The 24,629-nt window shown below is 41.6% G+C and carries 30 protein-coding genes, 4 pseudogenes and 1 other annotated feature; of the genes and pseudogenes, 33 read left to right on the top strand and 1 reads right to left on the bottom strand.

The annotated features are described in order from the left end of the window. Positions 1 to 18 precede the first annotated feature (18 nt). From LC040_12060 to pheA, 23 genes and pseudogenes are all read left to right on the top strand, one after another. Complete coding sequence (locus LC040_12060) at positions 19 to 351, top strand: hypothetical protein (GenBank protein WLR50017.1); 333 nt, start codon at positions 19 to 21, stop codon at positions 349 to 351. Between the two features lies 1 nt (position 352). After that, positions 353 to 565, top strand: a complete 213-nt coding sequence (locus tag LC040_12055; GenBank protein ID WLR50016.1) for a phage holin — start codon at positions 353 to 355, stop codon at positions 563 to 565. Continuing rightward, positions 558 to 1,163: a peptidoglycan recognition family protein gene (locus LC040_12050; protein WLR50015.1), complete on the top strand. Its 606-nt coding sequence runs from the start codon at positions 558 to 560 to the stop codon at positions 1,161 to 1,163. The genes LC040_12055 and LC040_12050 overlap by 8 nt, the downstream gene beginning before the upstream one ends. A 349-nt stretch (positions 1,164 to 1,512) precedes the next feature. Then, on the top strand, positions 1,513 to 1,623 hold the full coding sequence (locus LC040_12045) for a helix-turn-helix domain-containing protein (GenBank protein ID WLR50014.1): 111 nt from the start codon (positions 1,513 to 1,515) through the stop codon (positions 1,621 to 1,623). A gap of 203 nt (positions 1,624 to 1,826) precedes the next feature. Next, on the top strand, positions 1,827 to 2,822 hold the full coding sequence (locus LC040_12040; GenBank protein ID WLR50013.1) for a hypothetical protein: 996 nt from the start codon (positions 1,827 to 1,829) through the stop codon (positions 2,820 to 2,822). A gap of 30 nt (positions 2,823 to 2,852) precedes the next feature. After that, on the top strand, positions 2,853 to 3,059 hold the full coding sequence (locus LC040_12035) for a hypothetical protein (GenBank protein ID WLR50012.1): 207 nt from the start codon (positions 2,853 to 2,855) through the stop codon (positions 3,057 to 3,059). Between the two features lie 227 nt (positions 3,060 to 3,286). Then, a complete protein-coding gene (locus LC040_12030) occupies positions 3,287 to 3,523 on the top strand; it encodes a hypothetical protein (GenBank protein WLR50011.1) in 237 nt (78 codons plus the stop codon). A gap of 267 nt (positions 3,524 to 3,790) precedes the next feature. Beyond that, positions 3,791 to 4,093, top strand: a pseudogene (radC, locus tag LC040_12025) (DNA repair protein RadC). Between the two features lie 132 nt (positions 4,094 to 4,225). Then, positions 4,226 to 5,269: a rod shape-determining protein gene (locus LC040_12020; protein ID WLR50010.1), complete on the top strand. Its 1,044-nt coding sequence runs from the start codon at positions 4,226 to 4,228 to the stop codon at positions 5,267 to 5,269. 133 nt (positions 5,270 to 5,402) lie between these two features. After that, positions 5,403 to 6,308 carry a rod shape-determining protein MreC gene (mreC, locus tag LC040_12015; protein WLR50009.1) on the top strand — a complete coding sequence of 302 codons (906 nt, stop codon included), beginning with the start codon at positions 5,403 to 5,405 and terminating at the stop codon, positions 6,306 to 6,308. After that, positions 6,305 to 6,826, top strand: a complete 522-nt coding sequence (gene mreD / locus LC040_12010; GenBank protein ID WLR50008.1) for a rod shape-determining protein MreD — start codon at positions 6,305 to 6,307, stop codon at positions 6,824 to 6,826. The genes mreC and mreD overlap by 4 nt, the downstream gene beginning before the upstream one ends. A 113-nt stretch (positions 6,827 to 6,939) precedes the next feature. Next, on the top strand, positions 6,940 to 7,626 hold the full coding sequence (minC, locus tag LC040_12005) for a septum site-determining protein MinC (GenBank protein ID WLR50007.1): 687 nt from the start codon (positions 6,940 to 6,942) through the stop codon (positions 7,624 to 7,626). A gap of 1 nt (position 7,627) precedes the next feature. Then, positions 7,628 to 8,422 carry a septum site-determining protein MinD gene (gene minD / locus LC040_12000; GenBank protein ID WLR50006.1) on the top strand — a complete coding sequence of 265 codons (795 nt, stop codon included), beginning with the start codon at positions 7,628 to 7,630 and terminating at the stop codon, positions 8,420 to 8,422. Between the two features lie 138 nt (positions 8,423 to 8,560). Further along, the gene (locus LC040_11995) at positions 8,561 to 9,349 is read left to right on the top strand and encodes a M23 family metallopeptidase (protein WLR50005.1); all 789 of its coding nucleotides are present in this window, start codon (positions 8,561 to 8,563) and stop codon (positions 9,347 to 9,349) included. Further along, positions 9,342 to 10,202 (top strand): M50 family metallopeptidase, encoded by an 861-nt coding sequence (locus LC040_11990; GenBank protein ID WLR50004.1) that lies wholly within the window; start codon positions 9,342 to 9,344, stop codon positions 10,200 to 10,202. Before LC040_11995 ends, LC040_11990 begins: the two co-directional genes overlap by 8 nt. A 39-nt stretch (positions 10,203 to 10,241) precedes the next feature. Beyond that, a complete protein-coding gene (locus tag LC040_11985) occupies positions 10,242 to 11,714 on the top strand; it encodes an Rne/Rng family ribonuclease (GenBank protein ID WLR50003.1) in 1,473 nt (490 codons plus the stop codon). 50 nt (positions 11,715 to 11,764) lie between these two features. Beyond that, positions 11,765 to 11,841 (top strand) — a sequence feature (ribosomal protein L21 leader region). 13 nt (positions 11,842 to 11,854) lie between these two features. Next, entirely contained in the window at positions 11,855 to 12,163 is a 309-nt protein-coding gene (gene rplU / locus LC040_11980; GenBank protein ID WLR50002.1) for a 50S ribosomal protein L21, read from the top strand. Positions 12,164 to 12,173: 10 nt separating this feature from the next. Continuing rightward, positions 12,174 to 12,506, top strand: coding sequence for a ribosomal-processing cysteine protease Prp (locus LC040_11975; GenBank protein ID WLR53279.1), 333 nt, complete (start codon positions 12,174 to 12,176; stop codon positions 12,504 to 12,506). A 14-nt stretch (positions 12,507 to 12,520) separates the two neighbouring features. Then, positions 12,521 to 12,805 (top strand): 50S ribosomal protein L27, encoded by a 285-nt coding sequence (rpmA, locus tag LC040_11970; protein WLR50001.1) that lies wholly within the window; start codon positions 12,521 to 12,523, stop codon positions 12,803 to 12,805. 147 nt (positions 12,806 to 12,952) lie between these two features. Further along, positions 12,953 to 13,492, top strand: a complete 540-nt coding sequence (locus LC040_11965; protein WLR50000.1) for a Spo0B C-terminal domain-containing protein — start codon at positions 12,953 to 12,955, stop codon at positions 13,490 to 13,492. Positions 13,493 to 13,524: 32 nt separating this feature from the next. Next, positions 13,525 to 14,805 (top strand): GTPase ObgE, encoded by a 1,281-nt coding sequence (gene obgE / locus LC040_11960; protein WLR49999.1) that lies wholly within the window; start codon positions 13,525 to 13,527, stop codon positions 14,803 to 14,805. Between the two features lie 140 nt (positions 14,806 to 14,945). Further along, on the top strand, positions 14,946 to 15,395 hold the full coding sequence (locus LC040_11955; GenBank protein WLR49998.1) for an ACT domain-containing protein: 450 nt from the start codon (positions 14,946 to 14,948) through the stop codon (positions 15,393 to 15,395). Positions 15,396 to 15,427: 32 nt separating this feature from the next. After that, the gene (gene pheA / locus LC040_11950) at positions 15,428 to 16,303 is read left to right on the top strand and encodes a prephenate dehydratase (protein ID WLR49997.1); all 876 of its coding nucleotides are present in this window, start codon (positions 15,428 to 15,430) and stop codon (positions 16,301 to 16,303) included. 136 nt (positions 16,304 to 16,439) lie between these two features. Here pheA and LC040_11945 read toward each other — a convergent pair. After that, a pseudogene (locus LC040_11945) lies at positions 16,440 to 16,980 on the bottom strand (transcription repressor NadR). Positions 16,981 to 17,195: 215 nt separating this feature from the next. Between LC040_11945 and safA the strand changes: the two are divergent. The 10 genes and pseudogenes from safA to LC040_11895 all read left to right on the top strand — a co-directional run bounded on the left by safA (position 17,196) and on the right by LC040_11895 (position 24,601). Beyond that, entirely contained in the window at positions 17,196 to 18,323 is a 1,128-nt protein-coding gene (gene safA, locus LC040_11940; protein ID WLR49996.1) for a SafA/ExsA family spore coat assembly protein, read from the top strand. A gap of 2 nt (positions 18,324 to 18,325) precedes the next feature. Next, on the top strand, positions 18,326 to 19,297 hold the full coding sequence (locus LC040_11935; protein ID WLR49995.1) for a phosphotransferase: 972 nt from the start codon (positions 18,326 to 18,328) through the stop codon (positions 19,295 to 19,297). Positions 19,298 to 19,333: 36 nt separating this feature from the next. Then, positions 19,334 to 20,074: an NAD(+) synthase gene (gene nadE / locus LC040_11930; protein WLR49994.1), complete on the top strand. Its 741-nt coding sequence runs from the start codon at positions 19,334 to 19,336 to the stop codon at positions 20,072 to 20,074. A 74-nt stretch (positions 20,075 to 20,148) separates the two neighbouring features. Continuing rightward, complete coding sequence (locus LC040_11925) at positions 20,149 to 20,841, top strand: YhcN/YlaJ family sporulation lipoprotein (GenBank protein ID WLR49993.1); 693 nt, start codon at positions 20,149 to 20,151, stop codon at positions 20,839 to 20,841. A gap of 94 nt (positions 20,842 to 20,935) precedes the next feature. After that, positions 20,936 to 21,667 (top strand): GvpL/GvpF family gas vesicle protein, encoded by a 732-nt coding sequence (locus LC040_11920; protein ID WLR49992.1) that lies wholly within the window; start codon positions 20,936 to 20,938, stop codon positions 21,665 to 21,667. Positions 21,668 to 21,731: 64 nt separating this feature from the next. Beyond that, a pseudogene (locus LC040_11915) lies at positions 21,732 to 21,849 on the top strand (YebC/PmpR family DNA-binding transcriptional regulator). Between the two features lie 156 nt (positions 21,850 to 22,005). Next, positions 22,006 to 22,593 carry an intercompartmental signaling factor BofC gene (locus LC040_11910; protein ID WLR49991.1) on the top strand — a complete coding sequence of 196 codons (588 nt, stop codon included), beginning with the start codon at positions 22,006 to 22,008 and terminating at the stop codon, positions 22,591 to 22,593. A 180-nt stretch (positions 22,594 to 22,773) separates the two neighbouring features. Beyond that, on the top strand, positions 22,774 to 23,385 hold the full coding sequence (gene ruvA, locus LC040_11905; protein WLR49990.1) for a Holliday junction branch migration protein RuvA: 612 nt from the start codon (positions 22,774 to 22,776) through the stop codon (positions 23,383 to 23,385). Between the two features lie 22 nt (positions 23,386 to 23,407). Beyond that, positions 23,408 to 24,409 carry a Holliday junction branch migration DNA helicase RuvB gene (gene ruvB / locus LC040_11900; protein ID WLR53278.1) on the top strand — a complete coding sequence of 334 codons (1,002 nt, stop codon included), beginning with the start codon at positions 23,408 to 23,410 and terminating at the stop codon, positions 24,407 to 24,409. Further along, a pseudogene (locus tag LC040_11895) lies at positions 24,409 to 24,601 on the top strand (DUF2905 domain-containing protein). The gene ruvB and the pseudogene LC040_11895 overlap by 1 nt, the downstream one beginning before the upstream one ends. Positions 24,602 to 24,629 lie beyond the last annotated feature (28 nt).

Genomic DNA, 24,629 nt, shown 5'->3' with positions numbered 1-24,629 from the left:
AAAAAGGAGGTAAGAGGTTTGGAGCAAAATGGTGTAACAATTGGATTTCGGGAAATATTCGATGAAGTAAAGGGGATGGGCCAGGTGTTACAGCGACTGGAACAACGCATGACGCATATGGAAGAGAAAACAGATGTTGCAGTAACGGCAGACCAGCGTAGCCAAGAAGCTCTAGCTCAAGCGAAAGAAGCGACTGAATTAGCAAAAAGAGCAATGGAAGTCGTACAGGAGACTGAAGAAGATAGAAAAAACAATCGGAAATGGATTATTGGCTTAACAGTCACGGTAGCCTCGCCGTGGCTTTTTCAATTGATAGCAGCATTAAATAAATTTTTGAATGGAGGTTTTTAAGATGAGTAAAATCGATGTTAAATCTCGGTTGCGCAGCTATCCTTTTTGGGTAGCTCTTTTTTCTCTTACCGGGTTAGTTCTTGGTAGATTTGATGTTATAGATGCGGGTGAATATCAACGTTTGGTCGATGCAATTTTATCTGTATTAGTAGCTGGAGGTATTGTAATCGACCCGGCTACACCTGGTATTGGGGATGGTGAAAAAAGTGTATAATTTTGAATTGTTGCCGCTGCTTGTTGATAGACGTTACAAGCTGCCTTCTCATGCGTGGAAGGAGTATAAGGATTATGGAATTGGATCTAAACGTGATCAAGCTATTCACCATTCACTTACTAAAGAGGGTTCTGCTGAAGCATTTGCTCGTTACCATGTTCGTACTCACGGTTGGCCAGGAATTGCATATCATTTTGTTATCTTAAAGGATGGAACAATTATCTGGTGTCACAATCCTGGTGTGTTAAGTTATCACGTAGGAAATTCCAATAAGCAGGCTATCGGTATTTGTCTTGTTGGTGATTTTAGGAGTGAAGAACCCACGGATGAACAAAAGAAATCTTTGTACGACTTGCATTATGCGTTAAAAAAGGACATGCCTAACTACAGGCGCACCAAAGGGCACAATGAATTCCCGGGGTACGCTTGGAAAGCCTGCCCTGAATTTGATTATGAAGCTGTCATAAGGGGTGAGTTTATGGAGAAGAAATACAACACAAATCAAATTTTGTACCTAGCTAAACTACTGCATGAGAAAGGTACTTCAAGTGGGAGTGGGAAGTGGGCTTTGAAGCAACTGCAGAAAGAATTGAAATAACAATAAAGCCCTCCAATTTTGTGAGGGCTTATATATTGAAGTAAGTGGATACTGCTAATCACAGCAATTACAAATTTGCTCACTACTTTCATCAACCTGTACATGATAAGGGCGCGAAAGCAAAAAGATACCGACAAGTAAGCCGATGTCAAGTAAGCATTAGGGATTGCGCCTCCGTTCCCAATCTGAAAAATAGCACATAGCGAGGAGGGGTTTAAGTGGGCATGATAACAATGATCGTTAGTGTCTAAGCTTTGGTAGTCAGCCTGTTCGCATTAAGTAAACCTTTTGGAAGTAGGTAAGAATAATGAAATACCATTTTGTATCCGCTTAAGAGTTATTGGACTATTTGAATGAACAACTTTTGTCTGTGAAAGAAGCGGCAGAGTTGCTTGGGGTATCAAAAGCTCGAATAGGACATTTAGTAAGAGGCGGTAAGTTACAGCCAGCTAAGGAATAGCCTAAGGTCTTCTTGAAGAGCAGTATTTTAGAAAAGAAAAAAGAGTTCGGGCAACTTCGAAAGAAGTACCGACCATATGAGTAGTTGTTGAAGGTCCTGGTGGCAGCATCAGGGCTATATTTTATTTGTGTTAAGACTTTTTTTGTTTGCTACTTTATAGTAAAGTGAAAAAAGAAAAAAATTACATAAGTGGGGGGATCGCTATGAATATGTTTCCAGTAATTCCGGCTGATAAGAACTACTGGTTAGTAAGAACTCAATCAGGAAAGTATTACGGGGAATTTAGAAGGAAAGGGTTCATAGGCATCAATTGGGAAGAGATTAAGTTAGAAGATATTAATAATTTGACCAATGAAGAATTGACACATAAGATAAAAGAACACTACCCTGATAAACCTAGACCTGGCACTACTGCGAGCCAACTAAGAATTTTTAAAAATCATATAAAAAAAGGTGACACAGTAGTTATTACAGGTGTTTCGTCTAATAAGTTTTCCATTGGGGAAGTATTAGAAGATGAGTGTTATATAGAAGCTGTTACAGAAGAAGAATTAGAAGCTAATCCTAAGTTATGCCCTTATGAGAAAAGGAAAAAGGTAAAATGGATTAAAGAGGTGCACAAATGGGATGTTGATATGCCTATGTTCAAACTTCTGCAACATGCTCAACACACAATTACGGATGCAAATGAATATAATGATGTAATTGAAAGTATGATCCATGATTTTTATATAAGAGGAGAATATGCTCAATTATCTTTAAAAGTGAAGAAAGAAGAGAACATTCCAATGTTATCTTTTTTTGCACTAGGAAAAGAAATTCTCGATTTAGCCGATGAATTAAATGAGTTTTCGGATAAAATTTATATGGACCTGGACGCTATTGAAACTCAAATAAATGTAAATTCACCCGGAAAGGTAAAATTAAGAGGTCCAATGCTTTCAATTCTTGCATTAGGAGTGTTGATTGTTTCAGCTGCAGGTGGAGGGATAACGATTAATCCTCCAAGTCAAGATGGACCTGGTTCTTTGGAATTTCAAAGCAATAGCATTATATCCGAAGTGAATAACTTCCTTAATGATAAACAAAAGCGTGAACATAAAGAAATGATTATGACTGAGTATATGGATGACTTAGATATTGAAACTCCTGAAGAATTAAGCAAGTTACTCAATGCGTTAGAAAATAAAAATAATTAATAAAGTAAAGATGGAAAAGGAGGGTTGAATTTGAATTTAATATTAAATGGGATATCTGTGTTTGGAACTTTTCTTATTGTATTTAGCCTATTATACTTTATTCAACATTTCACCCTAGGTCTAATTCCATTCTTTAAAAAAGAAGTAAAAGGAAGAATTTCTATAGGGGATATTGTTTTTCCGATTACCTCTTTAGCCTTTATTATAATTTTTATAGATTTTTACCACCCTTATTAACTTGCTCCTTACTCTAATGAGTAAGGTTTTTTTATTAGAAAAAATAAAAATACCAATTTCATAAATTCGCATCTTGAATAGAGAAATTCAAGCCCAAACCACGCTATTTTCGACGCATATTGACAAAGCTTAACAGAATTTAAAGTGCGAATTTAACAAATCCCTGTTTTGATTCATACGATTAAAAATCATATCCTTTTGTTAACAAAACAAAAGGAGTGAACCAAATGCCAGAGCAAAAATACCAAGTATCAATTGTATTCTTCAAAGACTGGAATGGAGAAGAAGGTGACATCTACATTGCTTATCTTGGGTTTGAACATAAACCTTCTATTGAAGAGCTAGTGGAGCATGCAGTTAAGTGTATTACACATGACTGGGTTGGCAATGGAGGGTATGTCTGTTCAATGTTCCTGGATTACAAAGAAATAAATGTTCTTCCTGAATTTAAGCCGCTAAACTAAATGTTAAGCGGCTTTATTAGAATAATTTTAACTTTCTATAAACCTCTTACCTGTACTGTCATATTTCAGTAAACCTAACCGAAGGTAATATTATCCTTTCTTAATTGCAAAACATACACATTTATATAGAAGAGAAAAATTTTCCAAATAGACAATGCTGTTTCTGAGTAGAAAAAGTTACCACCTAAATTACCTTGAGTACCGGCATTTGGGTGTAATAAACTTAGAATAAGGTACCAAGAGGCTTATCTTTGTATTTATGTGAGGTATATATGCCTCTATTTAAATACGAAAAATCAAGTCCTCCACAAACAAACCATTTTTATCGGAAGCTTGAATGCCTCGATCGTGCATCCGCGTGAGGTCTTCAAAGAAGCGTTCCGACGCTCAGCTGCCTCGATCATCTGTATTCATAATCACCCTTCTGGCGACCCCAGCCCTAGCAGAGAAGATATTGAAGTAACGAAACGACTTGTGGAATGTGGAAAATTAATTGGCATAGAAATGTTAGACCACCTAATAATTGGGGAAAGAAAATATGTAAGCATGAAAGAAAAAGGGTATGTGTAACACTATCCTTTTCCTTTTTTTTGTCTTATAATTAAAATGTTAAACGTTTGAACTAAGAACGCAAATTGCCTTTTAGGAAAAATATATTCAAATATGTAATTCGTTTGGACATTAAGAAAGGAAGATACATACATGCTAGGTTTAGGTGGTTTTTCGCGAGATATGGGCATTGACTTAGGAACAGCGAACACCCTCGTTTATGTGAAAGGAAGAGGTGTTGTTGTTCGTGAGCCGTCTGTAGTCGCGTTACGTACGGATGCAGGATCGATCGAAGCAGTAGGAAATGATGCGAAGAATATGATCGGTAGAACACCTGGAAACATTGTAGCTGTAAGGCCGATGAAGGATGGGGTTATCGCCGATTTTGAAACAACTGCAATTATGATAAAGCATTTTATTAAGCAGGCTCAAAAGAATCAGTCTGCTTTTTCACGCAAACCGAACGTGATGGTGTGTGTGCCATCTGGAATTACCGCAGTTGAAAAGCGTGCTGTTGAGGACGCTACAAAGCAAGCTGGCGCGCGGGAAGCATTTACAATTGAAGAGCCGTTTGCTGCGGCAATTGGTGCGAACTTACCGGTTTGGGAACCAACAGGAAGTATGGTTGTTGACATTGGCGGTGGAACGACAGAAGTAGCCGTTATTTCATTAGGCGGAATCGTTACAAGTCAGTCTATTCGTGTCGCAGGTGATGAAATGGATGACGCGATTATTCAACATATTAAGAAAACATACAACCTTATGATCGGTGAACGAACAGCAGAAGCTCTTAAGCTTGAGATCGGATCGGCTTCTAAGGCAGAAAGCATTGAAGATATGGATATTCGCGGTCGTGACTTGTTAACAGGACTGCCGAAGACGATTACCATAACAGCAGATGAGATTACAGGTGCATTGCAGGATACAGTTGATTCAATTGTCGAAGCTGTAAAGAATACACTTGAGAAGACACCGCCAGAACTTGCGGCAGATATTATGGACCGTGGGATTGTTTTAACAGGTGGCGGGGCATTGCTTCGTAACTTAGATAAAGTGATTAGTGAAGAAACAAAGATGCCAGTGCTTGTCGCTGAAGAGCCGTTAGATTGTGTTGCAATTGGAACAGGAAAAGCATTAGAAAACCTTCATTTATTCCGATCTAAGCAAGGAATCACTTCTCGTTCACGCAAAACATAACTAAAAAAATTCAACGATGTCTAGCTCCGAGCGCCAGTGGCTCACCGTCTCAAGGCGAACACATCTTGGAGGCAGTCGGAGACAGGAAGCCGAATGTCTGGCGCTCTGCGCTTTTCGTAAGAAGGTGTAAAACATGCCACAATTTTTTTTGAACAAACGCTTGATTCTGCTGCTTATCAGCATTATTTTACTCGTTACGTTAATTGGACTTTCGATTAATGACAGGGATAAATTAACATGGCCGGAACAATTTGTGAAAGACTCTGTCGGTTGGTTTCAATCAGTCTTTCATCGACCCGCTCAATATGCAGCGGGTTTCTTTGAAAACGTCGGAGAAATTCGCGATGTGTATAAGGAAAATCAGCTATTAAAATCAAGGCTTGATGAGTACGTTGCGCTATCGGTGAAATCGAAAGAGCTTGAAGAAGAGAATGAACGGCTGCGTAACCTGCTTGACAAGAAGGAAAGCTTGCGAAGTTTCACCTCCATTCAAGCTACCGTCATTGCGCGTAACCCTGAACAATGGGATGAGCTTATTATTGTCAATAAAGGTGCACAGCATGGTGTGAAGAAAAATATGGCCGTTGTTACAGCACAAGGGCTAGTCGGAAAAGTGAAAAATGTGTCGCAATATACATCGACCATTCAGCTGTTAAGTGACCTTGACCGAACAAATCGGATTTCCGCGATTGTAAAAGGAAATGAAAATGCCTTTGGGTTGATTGAAGGTTATGAAGATGAGAAGGAAGCACTCCAGCTTAAGCGTCTTCCCGCAAACTTAAAGGTGAAGAAAGGCGAAACCGTTATTACTTCTGGGCTCGGAGGCGTCTTTCCACGCGGGCTTGTCGTCGGAGAAATTACTGAAGTCGAACCAGATGAATACGGGCTAACGCAAACGGCGTTTGTAAAGCCAGCAGCTGAATTTTATAACATTGATCATGTGATGATTCTTGACCGGTCGGCAATTTCTAAGCTTGACTCTCAGTATGAAACACCTGCTGAGGGAGAGGCTGAAGAAAGTGAGGAGGAAGCGAGTTGAGTCGATATATCCTTCCTCTCATTATCTTTTTCTTTTTCATTATGGAAAGTGTCTTTGTAGATTTACTTGGAGCTCAAGTATTCGGAGCTGAGCGAATCTTTGTCCCGCGTTTTGTATTAATTTTATTAATTATGATTGGTATCTATTATGACCGTCAGCATGCGGTATATGAAGGGGTTATTTTCGGCTTTCTGTTCGATGTTTTCTATACGGAAGTGCTCGGCATACATATGTTTATGTACGGGGTAATCGCTTATTTGATGGGTTATGCAAAAAGGATGCTGCATGCGAATTTGTTTATTGTTTTATTGCTTGGCATCCTTTCTACAGCCCTGCTTGAAGTGTTTAACTACAGTGTGTACACCTTGATTGGTTCGGCCAATATGTCATGGGAAGTGTTCACGAATATTCGCTTGTTACCGACTTTGCTATTGAACAGTGTTTTCACAATTATTGCTTTTTATCCATTGCGAAGACTTCTTGAACAGCTTTACAAAAAAAGAAAAGAAGCGCTGTAGGAAATATTTACTTATGTAGGGATATGTACACTTCTCTGTTTCCGTTACGAAGGTATATTGGAGGAAACCCTTTAAATTTGTCGAATATATGTGAATTGAGGTGAGATTGCGGAATGGGACAAAAACAACAGTTAGTTGTGATGAAGGGTACAAAGGATGGGCTGACATTATATCTAGATGATACTTGTTCGTTTCAAGACATTATGAATGAACTTGAGGAAAAGTTATCTTCGAATCATCAACAACAAGAAGATGTTCCGCTTATCACCGTTCATATCAAGACAGGAAACCGCTATTTGCGGAAGGAGCAGGAAGAAGATATACGAAAGCTGATTCGTGGAAAAAAGAACCTTGTTGTTGAAACGATCGAATCAGATGTCATTTCCAAACAAGCTGCGATTGAATGGAAACGAAGCTCTGAGATTGTATCTGTAACAAAGATTATCCGGTCTGGTCAAGTGTTAGAGGTACCGGGTGATTTATTATTAATCGGTGATGTGAACCCTGGAGGAACGATTATGGCTGGTGGAAATATTTTCGTAATGGGCGTACTGCGAGGAATTGCGCATGCCGGCTGCTACGGAGAGGAGAATTCGGTTGTCGCTGCTTCAGTTATGAAGCCGGCTCAACTGCGAATCAGTGATTATATTAGCCGTGCTCCTGATTCATCTTCAGACGATGGAACCAGTGAAATGGAATGTGCCTACATAGATAGAGAGAAAAAACAGATCATCTTAGACCGTCTGCAGACATTGACACATCTTAGACCGAATTTAACGAGGCTAGAAAGGGGAATGTGATGTGGGTGATGCAATTGTCGTAACATCGGGAAAAGGCGGCGTAGGTAAAACAACTACGACTGCCAATCTCGGTACAGCGCTTGCCTTATCAGGAAAGAAAGTCTGCCTATTAGATACAGATATTGGGCTGCGAAACTTAGATGTTGTAATGGGATTAGAAAATCGAATCATCTACGATTTGGTGGATGTCGTAGAAGAGCGCTGTCGTTTGAACCAAGCATTGATTAAGGACAAGCGCTTTGAATGCTTGTATTTGCTTCCAGCTGCACAGACGAAAGATAAATCAGCTGTAAGCCCAGAACAAATGAAAAAAGTCGTTGAAGAGTTAAAAGAAGACTATGATTATATTTTAATCGATTGTCCTGCAGGGATTGAGCAAGGCTTCAAAAATGCTGTTGCTGGTGCAGATAAATCAATCGTCGTTACAACGCCTGAAATTTCTTCTGTAAGAGATGCTGATCGGATTATCGGTTTGCTTGAGCAAGAAGAAATTGAAGCACCGCGCTTAATTATTAATCGTATCCGTAATCATATGATGAAAAATGGTGACATGCTGGATGTTGATGAGATTGTGAATGTTCTCTCGATTGAATTACTAGGTATCGTTGCAGATGATGATAGTGTCATTAAAGCTTCAAATAACGGTGAGCCAATTGCGCTCGACCCGTCTAGTAAGGCATCAATCGCATATCGAAACATGGCGCGACGCATCCTTGGTGAATCCGTACCATTACTTTCATTAGAAGACAAACCAACAGTTATGGAGAAGGTCAAACGCTTCTTCGGCATTCGTTAAAAACACTTCGGTTCTGCGAAGTGTTTTTTTGTTTTATTTCACCAGCCGACCGATTTCTCTTTCCCCCTTTTCTGGTCATATCTCTCTCGGACAAGTCATATGATGTACAAAGCCAAGAGAGTGAAGGAATGGTGAGTGATGAGAAATCGTGTGAATGAAGCTCGCAAACGAATTGAGCGGCGGAAGAAGCAACGGAAGCTTCAGCAGCCTGTTCGTACGCCGCGGTCAGGTGCTTCTTTTATTCCCTCAGATGAAGAACGGTTCGGCGCGCCGCCGGATGGGAATTTGTTTGAACCGTCGTTTCAGCAAGATGGAAAGAAAAAGACATTTTCACCAGAAAAGCTTGTGATGCAGGTGATGCTTGCTAGCTGTTTATTTTTAACGACTGGTATTCTTTTTAAGACGCAGCATCCGCAGCTAGATTCAGCGAGGGCATTTGTTGAGAAGACGTTTGAACAAGAATTTCAGTTTGCCGCCGTGTCAAAGTGGTATAACGAAACGTTTGGGACGCCTGTGTCGCTTCTTCCAGTACAAGAAAAGCCGCAGGAGGCGCAAAACGTTGATGAGCCGCTCGATTATGCTTTGCCTGTAACAGGGAAGGTGCTGGAGACATTTGAGAAGAATGGACAAGGTGTCATGTTAGCAACAGGGCAAGGTATTGAGGTGGAGGTGATTGACAAAGGCGTCGTCATCTATGCAGGTGTGAAAGACGAACTCGGTAAGACTGTCGTCGTTCAGCATCCAGATGGAACTGAAACATGGTACGGCCATCTTGAAAATATCGATGTCGCACTTTATGAATGGGTTGAGAAGAAAGGGACGCTTGGAAAGGTTTCAAATGCAGAGAATCACTCAGGTTCCTTTTATTTTGCGATGAAGCGTGATGGCGAATTCATCGATCCAAGTCAGGTGATCAAATTTGAGTAAATTCGTTTCCTTGATGAAAAAATGTACAATCCATCCGCTGTTCTGGATTGTTGCTGCAATTGGTGTGTTGTCAGGACGATTTATGGAGACGGCGATGGTGTTTGCAATTATTTTCATTCATGAAATGGGTCACGCCGCAACGGCCCATTTTTTTAATTGGAAAATCAAGAAAATTGAGCTGTTTCCATTTGGCGGGGTAGCGGAGGTTGACGAACATGGCAACAGGCCGTTAAAGGAAGAGATGCTCGTAATTTTAGCAGGACCAGCACAGCACGTTTGGATGATTGGGCTGTCATATCTTCTGTTTCTAACAGGACTTATCGGAGAAACCTTCCATAACATATTTGTTCTTCATAATGTTATGATTCTTTCCTTTAACTTACTGCCAATCTGGCCGCTTGATGGTGGGCGGATTCTATTAACGCTTTTTTCAAGTCGAGTTCCTTTTCTTCAAGCTTATCGCTATGCGCTGCTTGTTTCCTTTACGGCATTTGGCATCGTTCTTCTTCTTCATCTTATCTTTTCTTACTATCATTTAAATCTTTGGATCATACTTGGGTTCTTGTTGTTGTCTCAAGTCTTAGAATGGAAACAACAGAAATTTACGCATGTGCGCTTTCTGCTTGAGCGCTATTATGGCAGGCAGACGGAAATATCTCAGCTTAAATCCATTCTTGTTGAGGAAACGACGTACTTGCATGAAGTCTTCTCAGGCTTTTGCCGTGGATATAAGCACCAAATTATTATGCAATTAAAAGGCGGTGGACAACTGACACTTGATGAAAATGAAGTGCTGCACGCTTTTTTTGCTGAAAAGCAGACAAACTGTACAGTTGGTGAACTTTTCGGCTAAAATGTAGGATGGAAAAAAGAAAAGAAGCTAGGTGAAGGTATGAACCAAATTATTTTATCTGTGAAATCCATCCAAAAGCAGGCTGCATGGCTTGAAAATGAAAAGCTGCAAGACTTGATGATTGAAAGTATTGGTCATGATGACATTGTCGGGGAAATCTTTAAAGGAAGAGTCCGCCAAGTAGTACCTGGGATGCAGGCTGCATTCGTTGATATCGGCTTTGAGAAATTCGCTTACTTAGAACGTAAAGAATTGACTGCTTTTCGAAATAGTGCAGAGAAGAAAGAAATTTCATCGCTCGTGCACGAAGGCGAGGAGCTAATCGTTCAAGTGAAAAAAGAAGGTGTCGGCGAGAAAGGTCCTGTCGTCACAGAGCTTGTCGAATTTCCGGGGAAATATCTCGTTTATATGCCGAACAGTGAGTACACAGCTGTTTCGAAAAAAATTGAAGATGAACAGGAACGCGAGCGGCTCACAAAATTAGGGATCAGGTTACGTCAAGAGAAAGAAGGCATTATCTTTCGGACAGAATGCGCCTCCACTTCAGATGAGCAAATTGAAAGAGAGTGGATGTTCTTAAAGGAGAAAGCAAGCCAAACCTTTATGAAGGCCAAACAACTGTCAGCGCCTGCTCCGCTCGTACGTCCGCAAACGATTGTTGAACGGGTCATTCATGAATGGCCTCTTTCTGCATGTGATGAGCTCATTGTCGATTCAAGTGAAGGGAAACGATTGCTTGTTGATCAGCTACAGCTCTTCGGATATGAATCTATTCCTGTTCACCTTCATAAGAACTCAGAAAATATATTTGTGGCTTATAAGCTTGAAACAGCTGTTGAAAAAGCAGTAAAGCCGTTCGTTTGGCTGAAAAATGGGGCAAATATTACAATCGAACAGACGGAAGCGCTAACGGTCATTGATGTGAATTCAGGAAAGTTTACGGGACGGACAAATAAGGAGAAAACATTAGCGGATGTGAACAAGGAAGCCGCAAAGGAAATTGCACGTCAGCTTCGTATCCGTAACATTGGTGGCATCATTTTGGTTGATTTTATAAACATGAGGCAGTCGAAATTTAAGCAAGAAGTATTGAAAATTCTTCGGCAAGAAACGGCGAAAGACCGGATGACGGTACATATTATTGGCTTTACACGCTTAGGGCTTGTGGAAGTAACGCGAAAGAAATCACGTCAGTCTGTCAGTGAGCTATTAACTGAGAAGTGTTCGTGTTGTCACGGTACAGGGAAAACGTTCACAGAGGAGGCGTCTGTGACACAATTAGAACAGGAACTCATAGAGTATGCAGGCAGTGATGATGAAGCTGTGCTTATTGAGGTGTTGCCGGCCTTTGCAGAATACGTTAAGCAGCATTGGTTCGAGCACCTTGAGGCAGTATGTCGTAAGCAAATCTTTTTTGTTCGTAATGCTGCATTAAAGCAAAGATTTCATATTCGTCGCTTAGGAGAAGCTGCTGAACTAATCGAGTCAGCGAAATTGCTCGATAATCGTTGACAATAACTTTTAGAATATGGTACAGTTAGCTGTGTTGTTATTTGTGGCACCCGTTGCTACAACCGCGCAGAGCAGGTCTTTAAAGCAAAGTGATTTTGCACCTGTAATGGCGAGTCTGAGTCTAAGAGGAGGTGCAGAGAATGTACGCAATTATCGAAACAGGCGGTAAGCAAGTGAAAGTAGAAGAAGGTCAAGCGATCTACATCGAAAAGCTTGATGTAACTGAAGGCGATACAGTAACTTTTGATAAAGTTCTTATGGTCGGCGGCGACAACGTGAAAGTTGGCAACCCAGTTGTTGAAGGAGCTTCTGTAACTGCGAAAGTTGAGAAGCAAGGTCGCGCTAAGAAGCTCACTGTCTTCAAATACAAGCCTAAGAAAAACTACAAGCGTAAGCAAGGTCATCGTCAACCTTACACAAAAGTCGTTGTTGAAAAAATCAACGCGTAAGGATTGAATGATGGTTAAAGTAGAAATTAAACGCGACGTTCACGATAAAATTCAATCGTTCACATTAAGCGGGCACGCGGACAGCGGACCATATGGATATGACCTTGTCTGTGCAGGCGTTTCATCTGTTTCATTTGGAGCAGTAAATGCCGTGTACGAGCTTTGCGAGGTTCCGCTTGAAGTGGAACAAGCAGAAGACGGCGGTTATCTAGCTTGTACGGTTCCAGCTCATTTAGATGGAGAGACAAGCCACAATGTCCAAGTCTTGCTTGAAGGAATGCTCGTTTCACTACGAACGATTGAACGTGACTATGGCAAACATATACAAGTAATCGAACTTTAGAGGAGGTGGAACAGATGTTGCGTCTTAACCTTCAGTTCTTCGCACAGAAAAAAGGGGTAGGTTCGACTAAAAACGGTCGTGACTCTATTTCAAAGCGTCTTGGCGCTAAGCGTGCAGACGGTCAATTCGTTAACGGCGGTGAAATCCTTTACCGTCAGCGTGGAACAAAAATTTACCCAGGTGCAAACGTTGGCCGCGGTGGCGACGATACACTATTTGCAAAAGTAGCTGGTGTTGTTAAATACGAGCGCGTGGGTCGTAATCGTAAAAAAGTGAGTGTATATCCAGAAGCTCAATAATGACAGTAGAGAACTCTAACCTACACAAAAGGTTAGAGTTTTTCTTTGCCCTTAAGAAATCTTTAAGCAAATGCCTCATGTCTGTAGTACAAGTTTTCGATAATCTTTGCTATAATGCATTTAAATTGTATATATAGGAGTGCAGTTATGGATATAAAATGGGATACTGTTGAACTTCTAAGGCACTCTCGACATGATTGGTTAAATAAACTTCAATTGATAAAAGGGAATCTGGCGCTAGAGCGATATGAACGTGTAAATGACCTTATCGAAGAAATCGTCATTGATGCTCGAAATGAAGGAAAGCTATCTAGTTTAAATATGCCGGATTTTGCTGCATACTTAATGACATACAATTGGCGAGAGAATATCATCAAGGTTGACTTTGAAGTACTTGGTGATGAAAGAGATTTATCGAACTGTGAAGAGGATATACTGAAATGGTGTAAGGCCTTTTTTCATTTATTGAAAGAATCTGTTGTGCCGCATGGGGAAAACCATGTCAGCTTATCAATGGAAATTGGCGAAGGCTGTGTGGATTACTATTTTGATATTCAAGCAGACTGGGCAGACCGTGAACAGTTTGAAACAAAGCTACAAGCACTGGAAACATCGAAAGAGCTTCAGTGTAATAATTATAGTCTCCATCACAATGAATGCACCATAGAGCTGCAGATGAATTGTTAATGAAGATGTAACAACAATGAGAGGTGACCGACATGTTTGTCGACCAGGTCAAGATATATGTGAAAGCAGGCGATGGTGGGAATGGGATTGTAGCCTTCCGTCGTGAGAAATACGTACCAAAGGGCGGACCAGCCGGTGGTGACGGAGGAAACGGCGCAGATGTTGTTTTCGAAGTTGACGAAGGCCTACGTACGTTAATGGACTTCCGCTATCAAAGACATTTCAAAGCATCACGCGGTGAAAATGGAATGTCAAAGAGCAAGCACGGTAAAAACGCCGATGATTTAATTGTAAAAGTACCACCTGGAACAGTTATTTCTGACCAGGATACAGGTGAGAAGCTTGCTGACTTAACTCAGCATGAACAGCGTGCTGTCATTGCCCATGGCGGACGCGGCGGACGCGGTAATATTCGATTCAAATCACCTGCAAATACAGCGCCTGAAATTGCTGAGAATGGTGAGCCGGGACAAGAGCGAAACATAACGCTTGAGTTGAAGCTGCTTGCTGATGTTGGGCTTGTCGGTTTTCCAAGCGTCGGAAAATCAACCCTTCTATCTGTTGTTTCATCAGCAAAGCCGAAAATTGCTGAATATCATTTTACAACGATTGTCCCGAACCTTGGGATGGTTGAAACAGATGATGGGCGGAGCTTCGTCATGGCTGACTTGCCAGGCTTAATTGAAGGTGCACATCAAGGGGTCGGACTTGGGCATCAGTTCCTGCGTCACATTGAGCGCACGCGTGTTATCGTTCATGTTATCGATATGTCCGGTATGGAAGGCCGTGACCCATACGATGATTTCTTGAAGATTAATGATGAACTGAAGGAATATAACCTTCGCTTAACAGAGCGTCCGCAAATTGTTGCTGCGAATAAGATGGACTTGCCGAACGCAGAAGAGAACTTACAAGCATTCAAAGAAAAAGTCGGTGAAGATGTACCTGTGTACCCAATTTCAGCGGCAACACAACAAGGGATGCGTGATATGCTGTTCCATGTGGCAGATCTACTTGAACAAACATCTGAATTTCCGTTATTTGAGGAAGAGGAAGAAGAACACGTTTTATACAAGCATGTGGCAAGTCCACAAGAATTCACGATTACGCGTGATGATGACGGTGCTTATGTCATCTCAGGCTCTAAGATTGAACGCTTGTTTAAGATGACAAACTTTAATCACGATGAGTCGATTCGCCGATTTGCACGTCAGCTTCGTTCATTTGGTGTGGACGATGCCTTGCGTGAACGAGGAGCGAAAGACGGCGATACCGTTCGCTTGTTAGAGTATGAATTTGAATTCGTAGATTAACGAGATGGACAAGATACAATATGACAGGTGAATAAATGTTTGATATGGTGAAAAAAGGCTGTTTGTAACCGAGCAGCCTTCTTTCTCTCCAATGTCCAATCGTAAAATAGTGTAGGCGGTTTTATGGAGGGGAAACAACAATGAGTGAGAAAGATGTACAATTTTATTTAGTACGAGAAGATATTTTGCCAGATGCTATGAAGAAGACGCTCGAGGTGAAAGCGCTGCTCGAACGAGGAAAGACAGATTCAGTGGCAGAAGCTGTACAAACGGTTGGATTGAGCCGTAGTGCATTCTATAAATACCGTGATTGTATCTTCCCGTTTCATACGATGATGAAAGAAAAGATTATTTCCTTGTTTTTTCATCTTGAAGATCGTTCAGGCGCACTTTCAAACTTACTAGCAGTTGTAGCAGAAATGGGCTGTAATGTGTTAACGATTCATCAGACGATCCCGCTTCAAGGTAAAGCTAATGTCACCTTGTCACTCAACACACAAGGGATGCATAGTGATTTGAACGCATTACTAAGCCAGTTGAGACAATTAGAATTCGTTGAAAAAGTCGAAATTTTGGGAACAGGAGCATAAATAGACGAGACTATAACGAGGAGAGAAGGAAAATGGCCATAACAGTCGGATACCTAGGTCCAAAGGGAACATTTACAAAGCTAGCAGTGCAGCAAGTCTTTTCAGAGGAAAATTCCGTTTCATATGAGACGATTCCTGCTTGTATTGATGCCGTGAAGAATGGAGAGATTGACTTTGGCGTTGTGCCGCTTGAGAATGCGATCGAGGGCTCAGTCAACTTAACGATCGACTACATCATACATGAGCAGCAGCTTCCGATTGTTGGAGAGATTATTGTACCGATTCGTCAGCATTTGATGGTCCATCCTAATAACAGAGAAGGCTGGACAACGATTGAGTCAGTTCATTCTCATTCACATGCGATTGCACAATGTCACCAATATTTACATAAGCACCTTCCGAAAGTGAATTTTCATTATACAAAGTCAACAGGTGCGGCGGCTGAATTTGTGCATGAGCACCCTGACTTACGGGCAGCTGCGATTGGTAACGAGCTTGCGGCAAAGGAATATGGGCTTGAAATCGTTCAACATGATATTCATGATTATGATAACAACCATACGCGGTTTGTGATTTTGCATCGTCAGGAAGTCGTTCCCGAAACGAAAGTTGAACACCAAGGTTATCGCACTACATTTATGGTCACCCTTCCATCCGATTATGCCGGTGCTCTTCATCAAGTATTGTCAGCCTTTGCTTGGCGTAAATTGAATTTATCTAAAATTGAATCCCGTCCGATGAAAACAGGACTCGGAAATTATTTCTTTATTATAGATGTCGAAATGAAAATGGATGACGTGTTACTTCCAAGTGTGAAAGCAGAATTAGAAGTACTTGGCTGCACAGTAAAAGTCCTCGGAAGCTACCCATACTATAAGGTTGGACAACGGATCGCAAATGGTAGTTAAGGTAGATGTGGGGCATTACTCTAATCGTCAATAGAAAAGATAAATAAGCTTTAGCGTAGTATTTTGATGGAGCGGCCACTGCATTTGTTGCTAGATCAAGAAAACCCGAACAAAATGTTCGGGTTTTCTTGATCCTCTATTCAATAAGAAATCCGGCTTCTTTTAAAGCTTGGCATGCCTCATCAAGCTGGCTTGTGGAGTCAGCTTCAATGGTGTGAAGGTGTGCCCCGTTTGTTAACTCAGAAAGGAGCGATGCCTTTGTTTCTTTGATTTTTTTGTAGGAATTGGTCAACTTCAAGGCGGTTCTTCACCATAACCGAGGCTGTTAAGTCGCCGTATAGCGGGTGTTCTACTTTCACATCTTTAACGGTAACGCCGTGATCGACGAGAATGGTCAGCTCTTCTCTTGTTTCCTCAGGCTTATGCGTACAAGCAATAATACGCTCGATTTTATTCTCCTGCTCTTGTGATGAAAAGTATACATAGCCTTGACTTGTCGCGATAATTGGCTCATTTCGTGCTTTCAATAATGAAATATCTTGAACAATCACTTGGCGGCTGACATTGGTTTTATCAGACAGTGCCCCTCCTGTGAGTGGTGCTTTTGCTTCCTTTAACCAACGGAGTATTAACTCTCTTCTTTCTTCTCCAAGTATTTTTTTATTCTCTTTTGTCATTCAGATCGTCCTCTCTTTGAAAAAGCTCGCATATGTATCTAACGAGTGGGTTTTGTGCATAAGTTTATTTTAACAAACTCGGAGATTTTTTTGGACAGTTGATGGTTGTCATACATAAACGGATAAACTCCTGCATATTTTGTTGTGAAGCATGAGTAGCAAAATGCCTAATTCACTCATAAGATATAGAGATTTTTGAGGAGGGAGTAGTAACTGTGAAGATTCATATCGTGCAAAAAGGGGATACACTTTGGAAGCTATCCCAAAAGTACGGAGTTGACTTTGATAAGTTAAAATCAGCGAACTCACATTTAAGTAACCCTGATATGATTATGCCCGGGATGAAAATTAAAATCCCGACATCAAGTGTGCCGGTGAAGAAAGAGAAAATGAAACAAATGGCTCCTGTAAAAGGAAAAACGGAATACAAACCGGCAATTAGTACGGAAAAGGCACTGCCGAAAGAAATGATGCCACCGAAAGCGAAGCCGGCGCCGCAGAAGAAAGAAGCTGTTAAGCCGGTAAAAATGCCAGAAGCACCTGCACCTCAGCCTGCACCAATGCAGATGCCTGTGATGCCGATGCAAATGAATTATCAAACACCCGAGATGCAGCAGCAAATGTATGCGAATTATACATTTAACCTGCCGCAGTACCCGATGATGCCGATGATGATGCCAATGCATATGGAAAGCTCGTCACATATGGAAAGTGAAAGCTCACCTCATAAGAAGCCAGCCGTACAACCAGAAAAAATGCCGGAAAAGAAAGTAGCCGGTGTGACACAGAAAGAGGAGATGGAAGATATGAAGTACCAAATGCCAGAAATGCCACAGATGCCGCAAATGCCGCAAATGCCCCAAGTACAAGGAGTTGAAATGGAACAAATGCCTATGATGCAGCAACCAATGATGCAGCAGCCAATGATGCAGCAACCAATGATGCAGCAGCCAATGATGCAACAACCGATGATGCCGCAGATGCCAGTTTCTCCTTATGGCTGTGTACCTATGGGGCCGATGATGCCAGGAACAGGACTTCCAGGAGGCTATGGTGGTTATCCGCAGGCAGTAAGCCCAGCACAATATGGAGGAATGCCGCAATACGGCCAAATGCCAATGATGCCTGGTATGATGCATGGTGGTATGATGCCTCAGTACGGTCAGCCGCAAGCGGTAAGCCCTGCGATGATGGACCAAATGCAAATGCCTCAGCAACAGATGATGCCACAAATGGGTGGTTACGGTGGCGATTGTGGCTGCGGTGATGGTGGGATGATGAATCCATACTATGGCGGCGGTTATATGCGCGAATATGATTATCTTGATGAGGAAAGCGAATAAGAATGACGAAGCATGCCAGAGACGATTTCTTTAGAAATCGTCTCTTTTTATCGGAGCTTACAGGGTTTGAGGTAGATGAGGTCCAAATCGTCCGGCCTTATGTTATAAAGCTTTACTGTAAGGAAGGAAGTTATATGATTAAAGGCTTCCCTTCTCATACACGCTTACACTCACAAATAGCGCTAACGAATGCATTAAAAGAAACAGCGTTTACTCATACGTATCAATTTATCCCATTTGCAAATGGAAAGCTTCATATTCAACTGAACGATAAGGATTGGGCGATGACTCCGTTTATTAAGCATGGCCATTCCTTTCTTTATTCGAAAAGTCGTGACCGAAATGATGGTGCAGCACTGTTGAGAGCTTTTCATCATGCATTGGCAGATGTTCCAAGTGAAGTGAAGCAGCAGTTTCCAAAGTTTTTATTACTTGAAAAATGGAGTGAGCGCTACACGACATTTTATCAGTATGCCCATCTTTTTGCAGCGTACTTAGGCAAGCAGGTTGTCCATGAATTGTTGCAATGGGGTTATTGGAGTATGGCAGCCTTGCAAGGTACAAAGCTCCCTCAGCTTGAACGAAAAGCACAAGATAACGGCTATCTCATTCATGGAGATACAGCTGAGCATAATTTTATTCGCAGTGTCTCGGGCAAACTGTATTTAATTGATTTTGACCTTGCGGCTATTGCTCCGTCTGAATATGATTTCCTGCAGTACGCGAATCGTATTCTGCCTCATTTAGAGTGGTCATTAACCGCTCTGAGTAAAAATTCTTCCTTTCCGCAGGTAGCGTCAGAGAAGTGGTTTATCGCAGCCCTCGTCTATCCAACAGATCTTTTTCGTGAATGGAATCGGTCGATTCGTGGTAAAGGATCTAAGAAGAAAATTAAACAGCTTCAACAGTGGACATTGAAAGAGTATCATGCTCGGAAATTGTTTGTTGAAGAAATTCAAGCTATGATAAGATAATGAACAAACTACACTGACGGGGAAAGGAATGACATTATGGAGCAAAGAATTGAAAAGCTTGTTTCATGGCTTAGAGAAAAAGTTGAAGGTTCGGGATTAAACGGCCTAATTGTAGGTGTCAGCGGTGGAATCGATTCAGCGGTTGTCGCCCACCTGATTAAACGCGCATTCCCTGACAATTCGTTAGGCGTTATTTTGCCGTGCAAAAGCAATCCTGGTGACGAGGATGATGCGAAGAAAGTAATCGATAGCTGTGGCATTGACAGCGTTACAATTGACCTTTCGCAAACACATGAAGAATTGTTTTCATCAATTGAAGAACAACTAACGAATAAAGGCGAATGGCACAAAGACCGCGCACAAATGGGTGATGCTAATTTACGTGCACGCCTGCGTATGAGTACACTATATGCAGTCGCAAACAATTATGGGTATCTTGTGGTTGGCACAGATAACGCGGCTGAATGGCATACAGGCTATTTTACAAAACACGGCGATGGCGGTGTTGATCTTGTACCACTTGTTCACTTTGAAAAAGGTGAAGTACGTGAAATGGCAAGTGTACTTGGCGTACCAAGTGAAATTGTTGAAAAGAAACCAAGTGCAGGCCTTTGGGAAGGTCAAACAGATGAAAATGAAATGGGAACGACTTACGACACAATTGACAAATACTTACGCGGTGAGGAAATTCCAGAAAAAGATAAAGAAATCATTGATCGCATGCACCGCAACACAGCACATAAACGTGCACTTGCGGCATCACCGCCAAAATTTTAATAATCAACCCTGTATTTCTCAGATTAAAGAAGGCCTCTCTTAGTCACTCTAAGTAGTGAAGGGGGGCTTTTCAAATGATAAAAAAGAAAACGTTAATGACACTTTCAACTGCATTTTTGCTTGGTGGTCTTGTAGGGTGTGCCCAAGATAATGAAGCACTTGATACTCGTTACAATGACACAACACAGCCGATTGGTTATTACACAAATAACGACGATAGCCGTGGCTTTGGTTGGGGTATGGGTGACTATACAACACGTTATACAAATCAAGAGCGTGGCGATACTGACCGCTATATGAACCGTGGTATGCGTAATAACGCTACACCTCAAGCTGGGGAGTACAAGCGTAAAGATGTCAACTATTACGGTCAAATGAATAATTCATTAGATGGTCGTGCTAACAAGTCTTATTACAACAATTACAACGGGAAAATGGCTGAAAGTATTTCACGCACAGTTTCTGAAATGAACAATATTGATGACTGTCGTGCAGTCGTTACTCGTGACACCGTGCTTGTTGCTGTTGATACGAACGATAACAACGTAAAAGATGTTGAAAACAAAGTTCGCGCAAAGGTTGAACAAATGGCAAACGGTAAAAACGTACGTGTCGTAACAGATGAACGCATGTATGACCGTGTCACAAACATCGACAACCGTCTTCGCGACGGAGCAGGCATGCGTGAAGTCCGCTCAGACCTCCGTGGTGTTATGGATGATTTAGGCAACGCAATCACACGTCCATTCGAAAACAACGCCCGCTAACAGATGTCAAAAAATAAACCCACCTGAAAAATGGTGGGTTTATTTCTTATATCTACAGGGGAATAGATTACCAATTGAAAGGAGCGTGATATTGATGGAGGAGGGTCAAACACTATACATATATGGAATTATTCCTGTAGAAGAAGTCGTCCAAGCTTCTTTAGCTCCGTTTGAAACTTTTAGCAATGACCAATTTGCTGTCGTGTATACAGATAAAGGTATAACATATGAAGAGTATTACCAAGTCCTTTCACGCCTCCATTCTACTTTCACTCTGTTACCGATGCCATATGGGACGATGTACTCTTCATTGGCGGAGTGTGAAAACGTACTACATACTTATAAAGAACAAATTGAAGAAAAGCATCGCCTTATTAAAGGGAGGGATGAATGGACGTTTATCATCTACACGGATGACAGCGCGTGGGAATATATGATGGATGAGCGCTATCCTGAAATCGAGCGACAATACAAAGAGTTGGAAGAACTGCCAGCTGGAGAGCGTTTTTTCGAGAAAAAGAAAATTGAAAAAACAGTTGTCGAAGCGATTGAAATGGAGAAAGCAAAAGTGTGTCAACGATTACATATGGAGCTTATGGCGATTAGTGACGGTTATATAGAGCTGGATTTATTAAGCAGACAAGAGTCTGGCCTTACGGATGATATGGTGTGGCACGGAACGTATTTAATCAGCTGCCAATCAGCTGAAGGGCTTGTTCAAATGGTTGATGAGTGGAGTATTGAATTAAAGTCACTTGGCATTATGCCAGAATGCAAAGGTCCATTCCCTGCTGTAACATTTGCAAAGCTGCCAGAACAGTTTTAGAAGGTTCTCCTCTTATGATATATTGAAAAATCGCGAATTTTTAATCGTGAGGATAGGGTATTGTATGGTAGGACATTCAAAGTGGGGAAAATATACAGCGACGAAAAAATGCACAGGATACAAAGCGCGGTGAAATTTTTGCAAAGTTATCGAAAGAAATTTTTGTAGCGGCCAAAATGGGAGAGCCTGCCCTTCGCCTTTAAGAGAAAGTTTCGTAGTCAATGGATAAAACTTCTATTAGGTGGTTAAGCTATGCGTAAGAACACTTAATCATGCTGATAGAAGTTTTTTATTTGTGATTGCAATCTACTCTTTCTTTGTACGAGGTGAGGTATGTGATGACTGCTCGTATTTCAAAGCTACAGGCTGCTCTGTTGCTTGCGCTTGGGATGTTGTTTGGCGGGGTTATGACCTTTTTCTTTCTGCCGATGATTCATGAGGTTGAGGCTCAGCCTGATACAGAAAAAGCCGCACAGCCAGCACAGAGTGAGGTTGTTGAACAAATTGCTCAACCGCTAAGTGTAGAGGTGACCTTGCAGCGTCATTACATGGATGGGGAAATGAGCGAAGAAAAAGTAACCGAAATTATTTGGTCAATGGAAGATTTCTGGTCTGCTTACGCCGATTGGCAGCTTGTACATCAAGAAGGTGGTCAAGTCATTTTTCGCAAGCAGATTAACGATATTTCTCCTTTGCTGAAGGCAAACGGATATGTTGGATTAGATGAACAAGGCGTCTTGACAATCTTTTCAGGAAAACCCGAACAGCAGAAGGTTATTCAATCGTTCTTTCAAATTGATGTTGGGAAGCTTGAAAGTCTTCAGCATCAGCAGTTAAAGAACGGGATTCCAATTAAAACAAAGAAGCAGTATGAAGATGTAATAGAAAGTTTTCGTAAATATACAGTTAACTCTAAGCCCTACTGAAGCTGATCAACCCATTCTGATCAGCTTCTTTGTTGTTCTATCTCAAAAAAAGAAGGTGAAAGAAGGCATGAAGTTGTGTTATATTGGTATACTGTCAACTTATACTTTTGTAAACGGATATGATAGAATGAACAAATAGAAATACATGTTCGCATTCGTATAACAAAGGGAGAGAAGAAGTTGATCGCGTTTATTGAAGGTATGATTGAATATGTCAGTCCTGAATCGATTATTGTTGATACAGGCGGACTTGGCTATGAAGTGTTCTGTCCGAATCCGTTTGTCTTTCAGAAGAAATTAAATGAACGAGTTAAAGTGTTTACATATCATTATGTACGTGAAGATACGCAAGCATTGTACGGGTTTGAAACACGCGAGGAGAAAGTGCTTTTCATGAAATTGTTAAGTGTTTCAGGCATCGGGCCAAAGGGTGCGCTTGCAATTCTTGCTTCAGGTGCACCTGAACAAGTTGTAGGTGCAATTGAAGAGGAAAATGACAAGTACTTAACGAAGTTTCCTGGTGTCGGAAAGAAAACGGCACGTCAGATGATCCTTGATTTGAAAGGCAAGCTTGATGATTTATTTCCAGATGCCTTTCCTAACCTTTTTGCACAGGATGAAAAGCATCAAACAACAGGCGTAAATTCTGAACAATTGGATGAAGCGATTGAAGCATTGAAGGTGCTAGGCTATTCCGAACGTGAATTGAAGAAGGTTATTCCAAAGCTTGCGGAGAAAGAACAAACAACGGATCAGTATGTGAAAGAAGCATTACGATTATTGTTGAAATAATGCAGGAGGTTGAGGCCGGATGGTGGATGAACGGCTAGTATCTGCAGAAGCGGAAATAGAAGAACAGTCACTGGAACAGTCATTACGACCGCAGACTTTATCACAATATATTGGCCAAAATAAAGTAAAAGATAACTTAAATATTTTCATAGAAGCAGCTAAGATGCGGGAGGAAACGCTGGATCATGTGTTATTATATGGCCCCCCAGGTCTTGGGAAGACGACATTAGCAGCGATTATTGCAAATGAAATGGGTGTGCAGCTGCGGACTACTTCAGGGCCTGCGATTGAACGGCCTGGTGATTTGGCAGCGATCTTAACAGCTCTGGAGCCAGGAGATGTGCTGTTTATTGATGAAGTGCATCGCCTGCATCGGACGGTGGAGGAAGTACTCTATCCTGCGATGGAAGACTTCTGTTTAGACATTGTAATCGGAAAGGGCCCAAGTGCCCGTTCTGTTCGCTTAGATTTGCCGCCGTTTACATTAGTCGGTGCGACAACCAGGGCAGGCATGCTGTCTGCGCCATTGCGTGACCGTTTCGGTGTGTTAAGCCGCTTAGAGTATTATAATGTCCAAGACTTAACAGAAATCGTCGAACGCACAGCAGATGTCTTTAACGTTGAGATTGCTGAAACGGCCGCAATTGAAGTGGCAAGACGCTCACGTGGGACACCGCGTGTTGCGAACAGGCTGCTGCGTCGTGTGCGTGATTTCGCTCAAGTACAAGGCGATGGTTCGATTACAGCAGCACTTGCAGTTGATGCACTTGAGAAATTACAAGTTGACCGTCTAGGACTTGACCATATTGACCATAAATTATTATTAAGCATGATCGAAAAATTCCGCGGCGGTCCTGTTGGTGTTGATACCATTGCTGCTTCAATTGGTGAGGAATCCGATACAATTGAAGATGTATATGAGCCATACTTAATGCAGATCGGTTTCTTACAGCGAACGCCGCGCGGGCGAATGGTAACAGCACAAGTGTATGAACATTTTCAAATGGAGGTGCCAACCGACTGATGAGCAAAGTCTTAATCGGTATCGGCATTACGTTAGTTGTTCTCGGGGCTGTTATGGCAGTTCATTGGCAAGCTGCCAGGCAACTTTGTGTTCAAGAAAGGAAATGTGACGTTTTACTTTCCATTGACACTATCCATTATCGCAAGTATTGTATTAACGATTATTTTTTACATCATTGGACGCTTCCGATAATGTGCTAAGCAAAAGAAGGAGATAGAGC

The sequence above is a fragment of the Bacillus tianshenii genome (genome assembly GCA_020524525.2).
Lineage (GTDB): Bacteria > Bacillota > Bacilli > Bacillales > Bacillaceae_N > Bacillus_AV.
Note: the sequence above shows the minus strand (reverse complement) of the source record. Positions and strands in the feature narration are given on the sequence as shown.